This is a genomic window from Lentibacillus salicampi (genome assembly GCF_004565465.1).
In the GTDB taxonomy this organism is placed as follows: Bacteria; Bacillota; Bacilli; order Bacillales; family Amphibacillaceae; genus Lentibacillus; species Lentibacillus salicampi.
The window spans coordinates 114,075-130,028 of sequence record NZ_SRHY01000001.1; the positions used below are offsets into that span (position 1 = coordinate 114,075).

Sequence of the window (15,954 nt, forward strand, 5' to 3'; positions counted from 1 at the left end):
ATGTATTTTTGCTGGCACTGGCGACTATTGTAGGGTATACAGTGGCAACACGTACACTTGAAGACACAAGGGACTTCCGTTAAAAAACGGAAGCCTGCGCAAAAGAACCATCCTAGCCTGACGGGCGGGGGTGGTTCTTTTATTTGTTATGAAATTGTGATATTCATCACTGTTTTCATAATAGAATTCATATATATTAAGGGAGAGGAGGGTTTGTTGTGAGTATTGGATTGCTTATTTTCCTTGTCGTATTATTTATAGCCGCTTTGGGTGGGACGTTTTTTGCATTTAAACAGGAAGAAAATAAGATGAAAAAATATGAAGAAGAAGGGGACACCGTTGAAGATCAGTTAAGGCGGTCACATGAATATGAATCCTCATCTCTTAAATCAAATGTTCCGTTACAGTTGGTTATTTACGGGGTTACCATTACCGCTTCCCTGATTGTTTTTGCCATTTACGTGTTTTAATCTTTTCGAGTGATTTGTGATCATGTTAATGAAGTGATCTTTGAAATACAGCATTCATGTTTTTATCCGATTGCCAAATACTACGGGACAGGAGGTGGTTAGATGCTAGCCGTTATCTTGTCTTTTTTATTAGCGGCAGCTCCTCTGACTGTGACAGAGGATGATCATGTGGTGGACAAAATCGTGAAAGAAGACTTTGAACTGCTTTATGTTGACAGATTATGGGTGGATGACATGAAACTGAAACTGCAAATGGATATACTTGATGAGAAATTGTATGAGAAGCCCACCAATGCCAAATTGGATGACAATGGCCAAATCATAGAAGAAGAACCTGGAAGAGCACTTGACCGGCAAAAGTTCCGTCAATTATTTCTCAATTATTTTTATCAGGGAACTCCCGAAAGGACAGCTTTGCCTGAGCGGAAGATCTATCCACGGGTAGACAGCGAGCTGCTGGCAGAAATCCGCGAACATAAAATCGGAAGTTACACAACGAATTTTAAACAAAGCAATGAAGAACGATCACGAAATATCGAACTGTCAGCAGAGGCAATCAATAATCATGTTGTCTTTCCGGGAGAACAGTTTTCGTTTAATGATGTTGTTGGCAAACGGACAGAAGAGAAAGGCTACAAACGTGCACCAGTGATTGTAAAAGGTGAGCTGGCCGAGGATATTGGAGGCGGCATTTGCCAGGTTTCCTCAACGTTATATAACGCAGTCGACTTAAAAAACATTGAGATTACAGAGCGCTATTCGCACAGCCGCAGTGTCCCTTATGTACCGCCTGGCCGGGATGCTACTGTGAGCTGGTATGGACCGGATTTTGCTTTTACCAACAAGTCGAAACAGCCAATCTTAATACGTGCATCCGCTGACGATGGGAATATGACGATTACCATTTTATCCTCTGAACCGTTATAGTTGACACCGCCTGTTCCGGTTCAGTTACTTGGAGCGCATTTAGGTTGCTTTGACAGACAGGAACCCTCCTGTTTCGCTTTTATTCCACATACAATTTGGTTAAAATTTAAGAATAGAGAGGGGATTGGTTATGGATATATTGAATGTAAATGAGCATTTTCAGGATAATCTGTCATCGAAATATAAAGAGCAGCTTGAGGAACTCTTAGACGAATTTAACCGTGGACACTATCCGAATGTTCTGTCAAAGTCAGCGGTGCTTCGGTCTGAAAGAGATTTGGACAGGCATCTTGCCGATAAACTAAAAATGGTGGACGCGATTTGCCACTCGGAAATTGGGGAAGTAAAGGCAGCATCATCTATCATTTCTGAGTTATATCACCATTCAGACATTGAATGGATGCTGCTTGGTGAATTAGCGTTCATGTGTGACTTTAAGCTGGCGCGCCGTATTTTAAGCGCAGCCGTCAAACAAATGGAAGACGATGGTGAAGCCGATCGGATTAAGCTGGCGCGTGGTTACCTGGTGCTTGCTGAAGCTGAGGAAAACCTGGAAAAATACGTGCGTGCCATTAAATATTTTAAGCAAGGTCTCGGCTATTTTCAGGATGACGAAACACCTGATCAGTATATGATTTTATACCTTCATTTCAAAATCGGCATGATGTATTCCATGAAAAATGAAGCCGAAGAGTCACTACACTACCTGAGTAAGGTGATTGACATGGCCGGTGATACGAATCCGGACCTAAAAATCAACAGTCTGGTGACGATCGCCAAGACCTATGGCAGCAAGGATGATAACGAAAGGGCTTATCCATACCTGAAAGATGCACTGGGATTGCTGGAAGGTTCGTCACTGGAAAATGGAGTGACACATGCAGAGTCACTGACGGAAATGGCGTTCTATTATTTTGACCAGTCCAAACTGACTGAGGCAGTGCCCTACTATCAGGAAGCGATTGCCGTCTATGAGAAGCTGCCACAGACCTCCCATCGTAAGCTTGGTATGGTTTATATGCAATATGCTTTCTGCCTTGAACATATGGAAGAGAACAATATTCGGGAAGCAGGCATTTGTTATGAAAAAGCCATTAAACAGCTAGAACTCACAAAAGATCGGGAACTGCAGGAGAATGCACTTGCTGATGTAATTGCTTTTTTCGATCACACGGACAATCATAAGAAAAAACGCGAATATGAAAATAGATTCGTTAAAATGACGAATGCTTAAAAATTTCTTGACAGGTCAGGTCATCCGACGTAATATTATAATTGATAATGAGAATCTTTTTCATTTATATCACTTTTACAGGCAGCGAGACCTCCGCTTTAATATTTTAAATAAACGAGTAAAGCTAAACAGGGTCAGTTGTCCGTAAATACCCGGAATTAAAACGTGCCCGCCAATCTTATGATCGGTTTTTCCAATCTGTTCCACACCATGCACTTTTCTATATAGAAAAGGAAGACGATGGTGGATACCTGGATGATGAGAATTGTGCAGCGGTATGTGCATTCATTCAGAATTTCCAGCTTGCAGGATGGGCGAAGGGGATTGGGACAATGTGGACTGCCAAACCAACACTTCGAGATTAAGTATTCATCAACGACATCGGCCTGTCACCTGAAAACATCGGCTGGTGGCAGTTGTACAAACTGGTTATCCCAACTAACCCCCCCGCAGCAAAGGCCGGATGCCTGTGGAGGAATCCATCGAATGGTTTAACTACGGTTAGAGGAGCGTGATTCATGAAGAAAATAGCGATTTTAGTTCTATTATTGCTCATCGGGTTGTTAGCTGCATGTGGCAATAACGAGAGCATTGAACGGGAAGACAGTAATAAGGACAGCGGAGGCAGTGAAGACAGCAGCCAGTCAGTAACGATAGAAGATGCGATGGGTACCCAAACGATTGAACAAACACCTGAAAACATCGTTGCACTTGAATGGTCATATGCTGAAAACCTGCTTGCTTTGGGTTTTCAACCGGCAGGTGTAGCCGATTTGGACGGCTTTGATCAGTGGGTGAATATCGATAAAGAATTCGATGAAAGTGTAGAAGACGTTGGGACACGGCAAGAACCAAATCTGGAAGCGATCAGACGCCAGGATCCGGACTTAATTATCGCGGTAAAATTCCGCCATGAGCAATATCTGGATCAGTTGAAAGAAATTGCGCCGGTGGTTACGTTTGCGCCCTATGGTGAAGAGGCAATTCAGGATCATTACGGCAACATGCTTAGTGAATTTAAAACAATGGCAAAAATAGTCGATAAAAAAGATGAGGCTGAGCAGGCTATTTCAGATTTAAATACATTTATCGATGAGCAAAGCCAGCGTGTTGCAGATGCAGGGCTGAAAGGATCGCAATTTGTCGCAACACAGGCGTTCACGGCACAAAATACGCCGACATTACGCTTGTTCACAGATAATTCCATGGTAGGCAAAGTGATGAATAAACTCGGGTTTGAAAATGCTTATTCGGTCGATGAGCCGGAAGTATACGGGTATAGTGAAGTAACGGTGGAAGCACTGCAGAACTTTCAGAATAAAGAGGACCTGCAATTTCTGTATATTGTTCAGGAGGAAGACAATATTTTTGAATCTGACTTTAAAGGAAACCCTGTTTGGGAAAATCTGAGTTTTGTTCAGAACGGCAATACACATCAACTGCCTGGTGATACGTGGACTTTCGGAGGTGTATTGTCAAATCAGGTGTTGGCCAAACAATTGGTGGATGCCATGGTAAAAGAGTGATTTGATGACTAATAATTTACGGAACTTAGTGACAGCGGTTCTCGCCTTTGGAGGTGGAGCCGCGCTTTTGTGCATACTTACATTTATACATATTAACCAGGGAAGTGTCTCGCTAACGCCCAGCACAGTTATTGATGCGATTATTGCCCCTAAGAATAATTTAGAACATCATACAGTCCGCACATTACGTCTGCCGCGTGCTATGATGGGCGTTATTGCCGGTGGTTCGCTTGCTGTGTCGGGGGTCGTTCTGCAAACAGTAACGCGAAACCCGCTGTCATCGGCAAGTACGCTGGGAATTCATTCAGGTACGTATTTTGCAGTTGTATTCTGTACAGTGTTTTTCCCGGCAGCATTAATCGGGAATGGCATTATTGCGGCATTTTCCGGTGGTGTGATGACATTTTTAATTGTATTCATTCTCTCCGGCGGTAACAGGGCATCACCGGTTCGCATGGTATTAGCCGGTATGATTGTAACGTTTCTGTTTTCATCACTGACGAGTGTTCTGCAGATTTTTTATGAAAATGAAACAGCCGGCTTGTTTTTATGGGGATCCGGTACACTTGTGCAAAATGATTGGAGTGGTGTCCAATTTTCACTGCCGATTGCGGCAGCCGGGCTTCTGGTTATTTTATTAATGACTTTCAAGATGGACACGCTTATGCTTGGTGATGATATTGCGACCGCACTGGGGCAGAATGTGCACACAGTTAAATTTATCGCAGTTGGGGTGGCCGTACTGTTAACATCTGTTACAGTCAGTGTTGCTGGGCCGATTGGGTTTGTCGGACTTGTAGCACCACATATCATTAAACTGATCGGCTACCGGAAACATTTGCCGCTTGTGATAGCGTCGTTTATTTGGGGAGCAAATGTCCTGCTGTTCGCGGATGTTTTGGCCCGTATTATTGACCCATCGTTTTCCGAATTGCCTGTTGGTGCCATCACCGCACTTATCGGAGCGCCGTGGCTGATTTATTTGGTTATGCAGATGAAAGGAACTAAGTATGGAGATGAAAATACGTCTGTCATTGCCGGCAGAGCAACGGCAAAGATGTCGCTGAAAGTTGTCATCCCCATTTTAGCTGTTATTATAGCTGTAACGATGTTCGTTAGTCTGGCATCCGGTAATTACGGGTTTGAACCGGTTCTACTATGGAACGCACTATTTGGAGGATCAGACGGTTTTATGCTTGGTCTGGTGATGGATTTACGCTTGCCCCGCGCTTTGGTCGCCTTGATCAGCGGGATGATTCTTGCTGTCAGCGGCTTGCTTTTTCAGGGGGTTCTGAGGAATCCGCTGGCAGATCCCTCGGTAATTGGCATTACTTCTGGTGCAGGAGTCGGGGCGCTGCTGACTATGTATGTCTTCAGTTTGTCAGCTGTCTGGATTCCGATCGGAGCCATGGCCGGTTCATTGGTATTCTTCCTGTTTGTAATGCTTATTGGCCATACGGGCACAATTTAAGCCGACTATCTTAGCGTTGCTCGGTATTGGTGTGTCGGCTTTTGGTTCGGCAATTATTCAAATATTGGTCGTTCAGGCCGACATGGGTGTTGCTTCCGCTTTAACGTGGCTATCAGGAACGACTTATGCCAGAGGTTGGTCAGAACTCATTAATCTATTGATTTGGCCTATTCTCATTTTGGTGCCGTTGTTATTTATGCGGATTCGCATCCTTGATACATTATCTCTCGGGGATGATACGGCGAAAGGGCTTGGGGTCAATGTCATGCGCACACGGTTTCAGCTCGCATTAATAGCGACAGTGCTGGCGGCGTTCAGTGTAGCAGCCGTTGGGTCGATTGGATTTATCGGATTGATTGCGCCACATCTGTCCCGGCTGCTTGTCGGCTCATCAAACCAGCGGCTGCTGCCCGTGGCGATGCTCGTCGGGAGTGCGCTGCTGGTGGTATCTGATGCACTTAGCCGCACACTGCTCGCACCAAATGAAATCCCATCCGGTATTTTGGTTGCCATTATCGGCGCACCATACTTCTTATGGTTAATGCGAAAACGGTCGTAAGTATAGCTGACATGAATAATGGAATTGAAAAACCCGTCTGCTCCCATTGAAAGGGAACAGGCGGGTTTTCTAGGTTAGGCTTTTTTCGTAAAAAGTGTTGCTTCTTCATAGTTGAGATAAACTGCGACGTAATGTTCCATGAGTGTTAAACTGCCGCTGCGGAAATACACTTGGTGCTCGTCGTGTTGGAAGTTATTTCGGGGGAGTAGCACTCCTCGCAACTCGCAGCTAACTCGGCGGATGTTTTGCTCGTCGCTTTCCGTGGGCTCACCACGAGCCTCCTCGCTCGCAAAGACCGCTCACTGCGGGGTCTCTTAGCTCCGACGCACAGGACGCGCTAGTGCAGGCGTTGCGACAGGACGTCGCGGTTTCAGCCTGCCTGTCCCACAGGAGTCTCGCATATTCCAGCTGCTGGGTGTAATGGTTATCAAAACTCTGCGCTATCCATCTTAAAGGATTATCCAGATGCAATGAGCGCAACACCAGCGAAGAAAATATACTGAAACACTTATCGGAAAGAAAAGAGTATTTCCTCCGTTGATTTCCTTTTATAAACGATTAGCTGAGTAGTAATCGTTAAAGGAAAAACATAAAACCACTTCACAAGTCCGGGTGAGCGTAGGGCGGTGACTCCTGCGGGAAAAGCAACAGCTGAAGATCCCGCAGGAAGCGGTTTTTGCTTCCGAGGAAGCTGAAGCGTTGCCCTAAGGTGCGCATCCGCCCGTAGCGATCCCGGACGGTGGACTGAAAAGTTACTTATAGAAAACATTCCAGCACTTGTGTCGCAGTTTATGGACTTTGCGTCAAAGCAACAATTTTTTAGAAAGCAACCTTATATTATGACGTTGTATTTTGCTGGCGCTCTTTGATCCAGTTGATTAATCCGCCTCTCAGGACGACCTCGCGCTGACGTTCGGACAGATTATGTTCTGCAGTAATTTCATCACCGCTGTCTACTACAGTCAGCTTGATACGATCATTGTTTTTCACCTGGCTGCGCAGATTTTCAAAATGGAGCACTGTTTCACTTTCAAGTTTTTCATAATCATCTTCGTTTGCAAACTTAAGCGGAAGGACACCAAAGTTGACCAGATTTTGCCAATGGATCCGGGCGAAGTCTTTTACAATTACAACCCTCAGGCCTAGATATCTCGGTGCCAGTGCAGCATGCTCACGGCTTGAACCTTGACCATAGTTGAAACCCCCGACGATGGCATGCCCCGATTTTTCTTTTGTAACCATCGCTCTGTCAACATATGATGGGTCCACATTTTCATACGTGAACTTACTGATCTCCGGCAGATTGCTTCGATATGGAAGAACCCGTGCACCACCGGCAAGAATCTCGTCTGTTGAAATGTTGTCGCGGACTTTCAGCAGTACCGGTATATCGAGTTCATCAGGCAATTCATCCATGGACGGAATCGATGCGATATTCGGCCCTTTGACGAGTTCTACTTTTTGTGCCTCTTCTTTCGGCAGCGGTTTTTCGAGAAGCCGGTCGTCCACGCTTGGTTCTGCAGGATCATTCACTTTCGGGTATGCGAAATCCATTGTTCGCGGGTCGGTAATCGTGCCAGTCAAGGCAGAAACTGCTGCTGTTTCCGGACTGGACAGGAATACACTGTCTTCTTTTGTGCCGGATCTGCCCGGGAAGTTACGCGGTGTAGTCCGCAGGCTGTTCCGTCCCGTGGCAGGAGCCTGCCCCATACCGATACAGCCGTTGCAACCCGCTTGGTGAAGTCGAGCTCCAGACTGCAAGAGGCTTGCAATGTGCATCTCTTTCACCAGATTTGTGAGCATTTGTCTGGAAGTCGGGTTGATATCGAACGATACGCCGTTTGTGATATTGCGATTTTTTACAATTTCAGCAGCAATCGCAAAATCCCTGAATCCAGGATTGGCTGATGAACCAATGTATGATTGATAGATTGGGGTTCCGGCAATTTCTCTGACAGGAACAACATTTCCCGGGCTTGAAGGTTTAGCGACCAATGGTTCCAGTTGGGAAAGATTGATTTCTTCGTGGATGTCATAGTCTGCATCACCATCTGCGGTCAGTTCGATCCAATCATCCGCGCGGTCCTGCATGCTCAGGAAGTGCTTGACTTCATTGTCTGAAGGGAAAACGGTGGCAGTTGCACCAAGTTCTGCTCCCATGTTGGCGATAACGTGGCGATCCATGACCGATAAGTCGTCAAGCCCCGGTCCGTAATACTCGATAATTTTCCCGACGCCACCTTTAACATCGTGACGTCTGAGCATTTCCAGAATGACATCTTTTGCACTTACCCAATCAGGCAGTTTACCAGTTAACTTGACCCCCATCACATCAGGCATTTTAATATAAATCGGTTCTCCGGTGATGGCCATAGCAACGTCGATTCCACCGGCGCCCATTGCGAGCATCCCCATACATCCGTTGGCACATGTGTGACTGTCCGATCCGAGCAGCGTTTTACCGGGTATAGCCAAACGCTGCATATGAACAGGATGACTGACACCATTCCCGGGTCTTGAAAAATGAAGTCCGAACCGTTGCGCTGAACTCTCAAGAAACAGGTGGTCGTCGGGGTTCTTATTATCTTCCTGGATTAAGTTATGGTCAACATATTGGGCAGAGGCTTCGGTTTTGGCATAGTCCAGTCCCATTGCCTCCAGTTCCAGCATGACCATCGTCCCGGTAGCATCCTGTGTCAGCGTTTGATCGATTTGAAGGCCAATTTCCTCACCAGGTTCCATTTTACCGGATACAAGATGGTCCTTAATCAATTTTTGTGTAACATTCAAAGCCAATGTATATCCTCCTTTGGAAATATGTCTATAATAGTCCATACCTCAAAACTGGTGAAATCAAACAAAAAACCTGGAATGATTATTAAAACTCAACTTTCATAGCGCCAGCTCGAGGAGGCTCATCAGCCACCCACGGAAAGCGACGAGCAAAACATCCGCCGAGTTAGCTGGGAGTTGCGAGGAGTGCCACTCCACTGAAAGCACTTGCAGCATGACGAGCACCAAGTGTATTTCCGCAGCGGCAGTTTAACACTCATACAACGTTACGTCGCAGTTCATTTCTAAAGTGGATAAAAAAAGAGGTTACAAATTTTACCTAAATCAATTACTAACTTTTCTTACATGCCGTAGTTCACAGTTTGAGCTTATTTGATTGACCGAAAGTGGAGTTAAAGCAGGTTCTGTTTATAATGAATGAGTGATTGATAGCATCTATAAAAAGAAAATGCCACCTTCAGGGTGACATTTTTGCCATGGTTTTATGCAGCTTTATGTGCTTCGATTTCGAACGTAATCTTCACGTCTTCTCCAACGAGTACGCCGCCTGTTTCCAATGCAGCGTTCCAAGTCAGACCGAAGTCTTTACGGTTGATTTTTGTTTCACCGCTAAAACCGGCTACAATATTCCCACTCATTGGATCCTTGCTTTGGCCTTCAAATTCAACATCAACTTTAATTGGTTTTGTTGTGCCCATAAGTGTAAAGTCACCTGTTACTTCATAGTTGCTGTCTGATTTTTTCTGAATGTCCGTTGCAACAAAAGTTGCTTTCGGGTAGTTTTCAACATCGAAGAAATCTGAAGAACGCAAATGATCATCACGATCTTTATTTTTTGTATCAACGCTTGACGTATCAATGTTGAATTCAATCTTGGAGTCTGTAAGATCATCAGGATCTGCTTCGATGACAGCATCAAAGTCATTAAAAGAGCCTTTTGCCTTAGAAATCATCATATGTTTTACTGTAAATCCTATTTCGCTGTGTACTGTGTCTACATTGAATGTTTCTCTTGCCATGTAAATAATCCCTCCAATAGTTACTTTATGTAACTTAGTATAGAATAATAAATAAATAATGTCAAGTAATTATTCAATCTTTATTTTTGAATTAAAGTTATTTTTTTGTCCAATTGCCTGTCGCTAAACCGGCTGGCGTGCTATACTGATTATAGATTTGGAGTGACCTGAATGAAGGATTTAAGTATTATCCCGTGCGGCAGGAAAAAAATTTGGGATAAACAGCCTGAACTGGGTGCGGTGCCAGCAAAAAATGCCTATATCGGTACATTGCATAAACGATGCCGGCAATATGCGGAGATGTTCACAGATCAATGGGTGATTTTGTCTGCCAAGCATGGTTTTTTGTTTGCGGATGACATGGTTGACGGTCAGTACGATGTCACGTTTGGTCAGAAAAGCAACGAAATCATAACATTTGATCAGTTAATCGGGCAAATGAAGCGGAAACAGCTGGATCAATTTGACCGGCTTGTTGTTCTGACGGGGAAAAAGTATCGACCCATTATCAACGGAACATTCAGTGAGGATATGCCCAGCATATTTCCTTTATTGGAGTACCGCGGAATAGGCTTCATATTGCAGGCGCTGAAGCAATCGGCAGAAACGCAAACGCCCATTCATTAAAAGTGAAACTTCATTCAGCGGGGCGGTCACTTCTCGCTGAATAATCGTTAAACAGACTCAGGCATTTACGGAGAAATTATCTTCTGTATCGCAGGAGATTAGTGTCCGTTACATGCGGGATAACAGGAGCAGATAACATGACACGACCTTTACTCATCACACTTGTTTTAATTGCTTATATGATATATGTTGCGTTTAAGCATAAGGAAACTTGGAAGAAATTAACAATATTGCAGATGGCTGGTGTTTTCGTCACATTTGTCGGTATCATCAGTGTTGCAGCGGTCATTCTTTATTATGGCAGCCGTTATATCACGTCTATCATTTCGGGTGATATTTTCGCTTTTATCGTTCAGTTCCCAGCCATTATTATCATCATTGCTGCTGCAGGGATTGGATTTGCCGTCGTCGCTAGTAAAATAACGAACGGGGTTATTCCAATTCAGCGAAAAAACTCAAAAAAATAACAAAGAACTTCGTTGAGCGTATGGCTGCGGAGTTTTTTACGATTACTCATTTTCTGGATTTCAGCCGTTCCAGAAAGCTGTCTGTCTGAACAGATTAATAGTAGAATCTGTTCAGGCAGGGGGGACAATCGTGGACAAAGGCACTGTTATACGAACGGCAGTACTGGCCGTAGCACTTATGAACCAGTTGCTCGTCATGTTTGGGAAATCGCCGCTCCCAATTGACGCCGAAATGGTCGAACAGACGATTTCGTTTATCCTTATCGTGGTCACGTCCGTATGGGCGTGGTTCAAAAACAACTATGTTACCAAAACCGGTAAAAGGCAAAAAACGGTTTTAATCGAGAATGATTGTTTCAAGGGCAGCATTAAGTCAAGCCATAAACATTTGTAAATGATCCGGTTATACGTTATAATACAGGTAGCATAAAAAGCATAGATAAAAGCCTGCAGGGGGAGCCGTTTAGGCTGAGAGTGAACAGGTTGCTGTTCTGACCCTTCGAACCTGTTAGTTAATACTAGCGTAGGAATGGTGGCTTTTTTGATGGAATAAATAGCAATGTGAGCGGATTTCCCCATCAGGAAGCTTCCCCTTTGGCATTGCTTTTTTTGTGTACAATTTTAGCAGGTGGTGTGACACCGCCGGCAAAGGGGAGGATTATGATGCGTTCGAAACGTACGTTATTTTTGATTGAAGTGGCTGTTTTTACAGCGCTGGCATTGATGCTGGATATCATTCCATTTTTATCGATCAAGCTTTGGGCTCAGGGCGGTTCAGTGTCGCTGGCGATGATTCCGGTTTTTATTATTGCCTTTCGATGGGGCCTTAAAGGTGGCCTCTTGTCCGGATTTTTATGGGGAATTCTGCAAATAGCTGTTGGCACTGGATATGTGCTGCATCCGCTACAGGGTTTCATAGACTATGCTATGGCCTTCACCGTGATCGGGTTTGCCGGCATTTTTGCGAAACAGGTTCAAGAGGCTGTTCAATCAGGAAACTCCAAAGTCTATCTCACCTATATTACGCTTGGGGTCATTTTGGGGAGTATGCTTCGGTTGGCGGCACACTTTGCGGCAGGGGTTGTTTTTTTTGAATCGGCTGTTGAGGGGCAGTCGGTCTGGGTGTATTCATTCCTGTATAACGTTTCCTATATTGTTCCATCGGCCGTGATTAGTGTGGTGGCGGTCTTTCTGTTATTTCACAAACAGCCGCGGACGTTACTGATGGCTGCATAAACCTTCACAAAGCCGCTCACAATCGGTCGGCCCGGCAGCAAGCCCCGGCGAAGCGTTTAAAATTGCAAGGAAAAATAGCCTTTTGGATGAAAAAGGCTATTTTTTTCGTATATACTGAAAATAGAGGAGGGGATTGCATGCATGAACTTATCGGACAGTGCCAGGAATGTGGAAAAAATGTCTACTGTGAGAATGGTTTTTTTGATGGAGCTCAGGAAAATGGCAAATTGCTGTGCAATGAATGTGCCGATGACAAAGAATCGACATCATAACGACATTCTGGGAGTGACATTTACCCTTCTGTACTGTAGTTCACGCTTCCATATCTGATATTCACTATCCACTTTTGTCCACCACTTTCTCACCGCTTCCTTTCGATGTGCATAGGCTATATTCACAGTTCAGAAAGGAAGTGTTTGTCGTGGAAATAACGCTTTCCCATTGGCTATATGGTCTTTTTACATTAACGATTATTTTAACGATGATTTTCCGTAAAGGGGTTGTCCTGCCAAGCTTGCTTGGAACGTTTGTCATCGCCGGCATTTACCAGGGCAGCCTTGTGGATGGATTCACCGCCATCTTTAATGCCAACCTCGTTGCAGCCAAAGAACTCTTCAACATATTTCTGATCATTACCTTTATGATCGCGTTATTGCACTCGTTGCGCGATCTGGGTGCTGACCGGAAAATGATTCAGCCCATCCAGAAGTTAATGGTCAATGGTCACGTTTCGTTTTTTATATTGGTTGCGGTAACCTATGTCATTTCCTTATTCTTCTGGCCGACACCAGCCGTACCGCTCATTTGTGCACTGCTTGTACCGGCAGCCATCCGATCGGGTCTGCCGGCGATGACTGCTGCTGTGGCAGTCGCGTTGGCAGGTCAGGGGATGGCACTATCCTCCGACTACATTGTGCAGGTAGCACCGAATATATCCGCAACATCCGCCGGCATTGATACAGCCATCGTCACGGATAAAGCACTTGTCTTATCACTTATTGCGGGTGGTGTTGCTATCGGCTTGGCTTACATTTTATATAGAAAAACGATCCGCTCAAAAGATCATGAGCTGAATGAAATTGAAATGAGCCGGATGCAAACAGAAAAGGAATCTGAAAACAAGGCAAAATCAGCCCATTTGAACACGTGGAGCAGAGTATTTGCGGTATTGGTGCCGCTATCCTTGCTGGCTGTGGTTGTTTATATGATGTACTCAAAACTTAATTCAGGGCGAATGACTGGATTTGAAGGCGGTGACGGTGCGGCTTTTGTCGGAGGAGTTGCGGTTATACTGCTGCTTCTGTCAACCATTGCATTCGGGCGACAAAATGCTTTGGATTACATTACAAATCATATTACAGAAGGGTTTGTCTTCGCCTTTAAAGCGATGGGACCGGTTATTCCGATTGCGGGGTTCTTTTTTCTGGGCAGTTCAGATTTCTCCGGAAGCATTCTCGGTATTGAAGAAAAGGCGCCTGGATTCCTGTTTGATATCGTTGAAGCATCACAGGGATATTTACCGCAAAGCGCACTGCTTGCAGCCATTAGTTTATTAGTCATCGGAATCATTACAGGACTTGATGGCTCCGGTTTCTCAGGCCTGCCGCTCACAGGTGCACTGGCAGCCTCCCTGGAAAATGGGGGTGTTGATGCTGGAACTCTTGCTGCCATCGGACAAATGGGGTCAATCTGGACCGGTGGCGGAACGATTGTTGCCTGGTCTTCACTGATTGCGATTGCTGGATTTTGTGGCGTATCTGTTATGGATCTGGTCAGAAAAAACTTTATTCCGGTCATCATCGGGTTGTTTGTTGCCGCTGTATTGGCTCTCGTCATATTCTGATTCTGAATAATCAATCTTAAACATGTTAATCTTTCCGGCAGAATGGTAATATACAATGGGAAGACGGTTTCAAATAACATGGAGAAACGGAGGTCGCAGAATGGGAGACAGTACGAAACAAATTATCAATGAATCATTGGAAGCGCTGATGGATGATCACACTTTTCTGCCGGAGTTAACAGGTTCAGCGCGAAAGAAAGCATTTTCTTCTTTGCTTTCAATCTTATCCACACCAAATCATGTCAGTAAGTCGTTTTTACGTGTGGCACTGGAGGATGGCAGGGTCAAACGTGTCCCGTCATTTCTGGTTCAGCATAATAATATATTAGGGCCTTATAAGGGCGGTATCCGTTTTCACGAATCCGTATCAGAAGCGGAAGTCGAGAATTTGGCTTCACTGATGACCTTGAAGAATGCCTTGCATGAAGTACCGTTTGGTGGCGGAAAAGGCGGCGTTGTCATTGATCCCAGGGAATATTCGGTCAAGGAATTGAACCTGATCAGCCGGAAATATGTTCAGTATTTCAGTGAAATCCTTGGTCCGGATAAAGATATACCGGCACCGGATGTCGGCACGGGCGATCGGGAGATGGACTGGATGATGGGTGAGTACAAAAGCATTCGTCCCGGCCTGCCCTACAGAGGCAGTTTTACCGGCAAAAGTGTCTTGAACGGTGGATCTCTGGGGAGGAAAGAGGCAACCGGTAAAGGTGTCTATTATTCATTGCGCTATATGCTGTATGATTTTGCTAAAGAGCAGGAAAAATGGCTTTCCGAACGCGATAATCCTTTTGCCGAAACCGCTTTAGAACATATTGATCAGACCCTATCCATTGCAATTCAGGGATTCGGAAACGTGGGTTCGACTGCCGCACTTGAGGCATATCAATGTAACTATCTGAAAAATAAAATCGTTGCAGTCAGTGACCGGAATGTAACGCTGTATAATTCGGATGGTCTTGATATCCCGAACCTTGTTGAGTTTGTTCAGACGAATACAGGGGATTTGCCGTCAGATGAGACGCAGCTTGAAGCGGCTGACGTCAAGGCAACAATCCTTGATCGTGATGACTTACTTACGCTTGATGTGGATGTGCTGATATTGGCGGCACTCGGCGGCCAGGTCAATCAGGAAAACATGAAAGATGTGAAAGCACGGATCATAGTCGAAGGAGCCAACGCACCTGTTACAAGTGAAGCGGATAAATTCTTGAGTGAAAATGCTGTGATCATTATTCCGGATATTCTCGCAAACGCCGGCGGTGTCATTGTATCCTATCTTGAATGGCTGCAGGGAAGGGAAACACAATTCTTTAGTGAAGAAAAAGTGTTCGACCGGCTGTTTGAGAAGATGAAACACACGTTTGACACCATTTATCCTGAATTTTTCGGGGATCCTTTTCCACTGCGGCAAAATTGTTATATTCATGCTGTCATGAAGATCTCAACGATTACTTTTCGGCAGGGTAAATTGTACTAAACCATAACAGGAAAGACGTGAGAGGATCAGCATCAATGGTGGAGGTGCTGGTATCAACGGTAAGAGGTGCAGCATCAACGGTGGAGGTGCGTATATCAACGGTGGAGTTGCTTGTATCGACGGTAAGAGGATCAGCATCTACAGTTGAGGCGCCGGGTATCAATGGTAGAAAGCGCACCATCAATGATTGAGGCACGTATATCAACGGTAGAGGACGCACCATCAACGGTGGGGAAGCGAATATCAACGGTAGAAGGTACAACATCAATGGTAAGAGTGCAACCATCCACGGTGAAGTCGCT

General features: G+C 45.0%; 14 protein-coding genes, 1 pseudogene and 1 riboswitch. Of the genes and pseudogenes, 13 read left to right on the forward strand and 2 right to left on the reverse strand.

Annotation, left to right across the window (positions count from 1 at the left end; translation table 11 throughout):
• The first annotated feature begins 218 nt into the window (after window positions 1–218).
• The 5 genes and pseudogenes from E4U82_RS00590 to E4U82_RS00610 all read left to right on the forward strand — a co-directional run bounded on the left by E4U82_RS00590 (window position 219) and on the right by E4U82_RS00610 (window position 6,187).
• Window positions 219–470: a hypothetical protein gene (locus E4U82_RS00590; protein ID WP_135108094.1), complete on the forward strand. Its 252-nt coding sequence runs from the start codon at window positions 219–221 to the stop codon at window positions 468–470.
• Window positions 471–572: 102 nt separating this feature from the next.
• Window positions 573–1,397, forward strand: a complete 825-nt coding sequence (locus tag E4U82_RS00595) for a VanW family protein (RefSeq protein WP_135108095.1) — start codon at window positions 573–575, stop codon at window positions 1,395–1,397.
• Window positions 1,398–1,527: 130 nt separating this feature from the next.
• Window positions 1,528–2,631: a tetratricopeptide repeat protein gene (locus E4U82_RS00600; RefSeq protein WP_135108096.1), complete on the forward strand. Its 1,104-nt coding sequence runs from the start codon at window positions 1,528–1,530 to the stop codon at window positions 2,629–2,631.
• Window positions 2,632–3,149: 518 nt separating this feature from the next.
• Window positions 3,150–4,157 (forward strand): ABC transporter substrate-binding protein, encoded by a 1,008-nt coding sequence (locus E4U82_RS00605; protein ID WP_135108097.1) that lies wholly within the window; start codon window positions 3,150–3,152, stop codon window positions 4,155–4,157.
• Between the two features lie 4 nt (window positions 4,158–4,161).
• A pseudogene (locus E4U82_RS00610) lies at window positions 4,162–6,187 on the forward strand (iron ABC transporter permease).
• A gap of 837 nt (window positions 6,188–7,024) precedes the next feature.
• Here E4U82_RS00610 and E4U82_RS00615 read toward each other — a convergent pair.
• Window positions 7,025–8,983, reverse strand: coding sequence for an aconitate hydratase (locus tag E4U82_RS00615; protein ID WP_135108098.1), 1,959 nt, complete (start codon window positions 8,981–8,983; stop codon window positions 7,025–7,027).
• Window positions 8,984–9,462: 479 nt separating this feature from the next.
• Window positions 9,463–9,999 (reverse strand): YceI family protein, encoded by a 537-nt coding sequence (locus E4U82_RS00620; RefSeq protein ID WP_135108099.1) that lies wholly within the window; start codon window positions 9,997–9,999, stop codon window positions 9,463–9,465.
• 171 nt (window positions 10,000–10,170) lie between these two features.
• On the opposite strand from E4U82_RS00620, the gene E4U82_RS00625 reads away from it, so the two are divergent.
• The 8 genes from E4U82_RS00625 (at window position 10,171) to E4U82_RS19725 (ending at window position 15,843) form a co-directional block, all read left to right on the forward strand.
• The gene (locus tag E4U82_RS00625) at window positions 10,171–10,626 is read left to right on the forward strand and encodes a DUF6884 domain-containing protein (protein WP_135108100.1); all 456 of its coding nucleotides are present in this window, start codon (window positions 10,171–10,173) and stop codon (window positions 10,624–10,626) included.
• Between the two features lie 137 nt (window positions 10,627–10,763).
• Complete coding sequence (locus E4U82_RS00630; protein WP_135108101.1) at window positions 10,764–11,093, forward strand: hypothetical protein; 330 nt, start codon at window positions 10,764–10,766, stop codon at window positions 11,091–11,093.
• Window positions 11,094–11,223: 130 nt separating this feature from the next.
• On the forward strand, window positions 11,224–11,487 hold the full coding sequence (locus E4U82_RS00635; protein ID WP_135108102.1) for a phage holin: 264 nt from the start codon (window positions 11,224–11,226) through the stop codon (window positions 11,485–11,487).
• Between the two features lie 48 nt (window positions 11,488–11,535).
• A riboswitch (TPP riboswitch) is annotated at window positions 11,536–11,640 on the forward strand.
• Window positions 11,641–11,756: 116 nt separating this feature from the next.
• Complete coding sequence (gene thiT, locus E4U82_RS00640; RefSeq protein ID WP_135108103.1) at window positions 11,757–12,329, forward strand: energy-coupled thiamine transporter ThiT; 573 nt, start codon at window positions 11,757–11,759, stop codon at window positions 12,327–12,329.
• A 137-nt stretch (window positions 12,330–12,466) separates the two neighbouring features.
• Window positions 12,467–12,601, forward strand: a complete 135-nt coding sequence (locus tag E4U82_RS20440; protein ID WP_280687083.1) for a hypothetical protein — start codon at window positions 12,467–12,469, stop codon at window positions 12,599–12,601.
• A gap of 149 nt (window positions 12,602–12,750) precedes the next feature.
• The gene (locus E4U82_RS00645) at window positions 12,751–14,172 is read left to right on the forward strand and encodes a hypothetical protein (RefSeq protein ID WP_135108104.1); all 1,422 of its coding nucleotides are present in this window, start codon (window positions 12,751–12,753) and stop codon (window positions 14,170–14,172) included.
• A gap of 100 nt (window positions 14,173–14,272) precedes the next feature.
• Complete coding sequence (locus E4U82_RS00650; RefSeq protein WP_135108105.1) at window positions 14,273–15,652, forward strand: Glu/Leu/Phe/Val family dehydrogenase; 1,380 nt, start codon at window positions 14,273–14,275, stop codon at window positions 15,650–15,652.
• Between the two features lie 17 nt (window positions 15,653–15,669).
• Complete coding sequence (locus E4U82_RS19725; RefSeq protein ID WP_167751283.1) at window positions 15,670–15,843, forward strand: hypothetical protein; 174 nt, start codon at window positions 15,670–15,672, stop codon at window positions 15,841–15,843.
• Window positions 15,844–15,954: the final 111 nt, after the last annotated feature.

Bases quoted from the DNA above. Each gene is read 5' to 3' on its own strand.
- E4U82_RS00650 (WP_135108105.1), top strand. From the start codon at position 14,273: ATGGGAGACAGTACGAAACAAATTATCAATGAATCATTGGAAGCGCTG.
- E4U82_RS00625 (WP_135108100.1), top strand. From the start codon at position 10,171: ATGAAGGATTTAAGTATTATCCCGTGCGGCAGGAAAAAAATTTGGGAT.
- E4U82_RS00600 (WP_135108096.1), top strand. From the start codon at position 1,528: ATGGATATATTGAATGTAAATGAGCATTTTCAGGATAATCTGTCATCG.
- E4U82_RS00630 (WP_135108101.1), top strand. From the start codon at position 10,764: ATGACACGACCTTTACTCATCACACTTGTTTTAATTGCTTATATGATA.
- thiT (WP_135108103.1), top strand. From the start codon at position 11,757: ATGCGTTCGAAACGTACGTTATTTTTGATTGAAGTGGCTGTTTTTACA.
- E4U82_RS20440 (WP_280687083.1), top strand. From the start codon at position 12,467: ATGCATGAACTTATCGGACAGTGCCAGGAATGTGGAAAAAATGTCTAC.
- E4U82_RS00605 (WP_135108097.1), top strand. From the start codon at position 3,150: ATGAAGAAAATAGCGATTTTAGTTCTATTATTGCTCATCGGGTTGTTA.
- E4U82_RS00595 (WP_135108095.1), top strand. From the start codon at position 573: ATGCTAGCCGTTATCTTGTCTTTTTTATTAGCGGCAGCTCCTCTGACT.
- E4U82_RS00620 (WP_135108099.1), bottom strand. From the start codon at position 9,999: ATGGCAAGAGAAACATTCAATGTAGACACAGTACACAGCGAAATAGGA.